Genomic DNA, 2,018 nt, shown 5'->3' with positions numbered 1-2,018 from the left:
TGTGAACATATCCGGCTGAGCGTTTTCAAGGTATGAAACAGTATGGGAATATCCTTTTTCTCTGCAATACCCGATTATTTCATCCAGGCGTTTTTTCTTTGATTCCACCATCATTTCGATCGTTTGCTGACAATCAACAAGTGGTCGTATCGCGCATATCTCCATAAGTTCCGCAATGACATGCAGCCAGTCCTCGCTTTTGTGTTTTACCTTATCCTGCCATAAAGAAAATTTTGCCTGATGCGGGATATGCCATAAACATCGCTGAAAGATTATTTTGACTTTATCTTTCAAACTGTCCAGGATCGATGAGTCGCCGTCCGTGAGCAGCAGGAACTGGCTAAACCCCTTGAATATCTCAATACTGTTCTGGAAAAGCTTGTCCCACGAACCGTTGTAATTCCCGATATCAAGGCCGGCCACCCGAACCCCACCACCCTGCTTATACTGCACGAATACCTTCAGTTCCTTCCCTCGCTTGGCGATCCCTTTGATGCCGATACCCGTACCGTCTGCTTCTCCATGCGGAAGCTCATTGGCGTCCAGTTTGAAATCTATTTCAGATGCCGTCTTTTGAACAGCGCTCCAGGGTATAAATAGGGGACGTAGGGTATAAATAGGGGACGTAGTAATCTTACAAACTTATTTATCAAATAGCGAATAAGTGTAGATCGACAGACATTATTCAAGTTTAAAAGATTAATACGTCCGTTCGCAGTAACAGTTGTTCATCCAGCGGGTTAAAGTCCCGTCTGGTTAATTGTCCGTACGACCGGTAGTTCAAGGGAGCGGCGTTCTGGCAACAGAGGGTCGTGAGTTCCCAATTGGCAAAACAGCAGGCCGTAACGAAAGTGAACCTATAAGTAGCCTCGTAAAAACTGATGAAGATGCTGACCCAGTGGACGTGTGGGGAAGGCCGAAGCCCGACAGATTGGAAAACGGAAGCGTTTGTCGGGATCTTCCGGGGTAGCAGGGACGGCATGTTGCAGAGGATGAGCAGCCCAGTGCTGGAGACCCGATGCGGTGATGAATGAGGTATATCAACCGGCGCGTATAAGGTAAAACCGAAGTCGCGGTGGGCTGCATCGGGAGTCGGAGGGGTCAATAGTACCGATTGAGGGAATGGGACAACATAACCCAGCCCGAGGGAAGAGACCCTGCTTTGTTCACGCAACCAAAGAGTGGAAGAAGAGGGGATTGCAGAAATGCTAACAACTCCGGAAAGCATCAGGACACTACAGAGGAAGCTTTACCGCAAGGCCAAGCAGGAACCGGCTTGTCGTTTCCATGCCTTGTATGACAAGGTTTATCGGGCGGACATCCTCAGTCATGCCTATAATCTTGTTCGCTCCAACAGAGGCAGTGCCGGCATAGACGGCGTTACCTTTGAGGACATCGAGGCAAAAGAAGGGGCAACCGCTTTTATAGCGGAGCTGGCGGAGGCATTGAGGAGTCTGTACGAAACATACGGGCTTTATAAAGTGCCAACGACAGCCGGCTGGAAAAAGGCGCATGCTCTGCGGTGAAGAGCATCGGAAAGCCGTGTGCGGGAAAATCGCATGCACGGTTTGATGAGGGAGGGATGGTAGAGGCAGTCATGGTTGGGATAATGAGGCACCGTCGAACGAAAGCGCCGGAAACAGATAGGCCGAACCTAAAACCGCATATACCATCTCTCTACTCTACCCTATTCGCTCCCGGAAGATTGTGCCGTTTTCCGATTTCAAAGTCATTGGGATCGTGGGCAGGCGTGACTTTAAGGGCGCCGGTTCCAAAAGCCATGTCAACATAGGCATCTCTGATCACGGGTATTTCCCTGTCCAAAAGGGGGAGTATGACGGAAACTGCTTTCAAATTCTGGTAGCGGGGATCATCCTGATTAACCTATAAAAACTAAAAAATGAGGATGGAAAATGAGTCGTTTGAAATTAGTTTTTGCGGCAATATTAATCCTTTTTTGTCACTATCCGGTTTTGGCAGGAGAGCCGGAACAAAAAGCCGGGCAGACAGAAAAGGAT

General features: G+C 48.7%; 2 protein-coding genes and 1 pseudogene. 1 reads left to right on the top strand and 2 read right to left on the bottom strand.

The window, feature by feature from the left end; genetic code table 11:
- A pseudogene (locus tag VXK47_RS12620) lies at nt 1–453 on the bottom strand (hypothetical protein); the annotation flags it as partial.
- Nucleotides 454–1,205: 752 nt separating this feature from the next.
- Here VXK47_RS12620 and VXK47_RS12615 point away from each other — a divergent pair.
- Complete coding sequence (locus tag VXK47_RS12615; RefSeq protein ID WP_435549139.1) at nt 1,206–1,526, top strand: hypothetical protein; 321 nt, start codon at nt 1,206–1,208, stop codon at nt 1,524–1,526.
- Between the two features lie 151 nt (nt 1,527–1,677).
- Here VXK47_RS12615 and VXK47_RS12610 read toward each other — a convergent pair whose 3' ends face one another.
- Nucleotides 1,678–1,854 carry a hypothetical protein gene (locus VXK47_RS12610; protein ID WP_435549138.1) on the bottom strand — a complete coding sequence of 59 codons (177 nt, stop codon included), beginning with the start codon at nt 1,852–1,854 and terminating at the stop codon, nt 1,678–1,680.
- Nucleotides 1,855–2,018 lie beyond the last annotated feature (164 nt).

It is taken from the genome of Desulfobacterium sp. N47 (assembly GCF_051233685.1).
Classification (GTDB): domain Bacteria; phylum Desulfobacterota; class Desulfobacteria; order Desulfobacterales; family RPRI01; genus RPRI01.
This window is presented reverse-complemented; position numbering and strand designations above follow the sequence as displayed.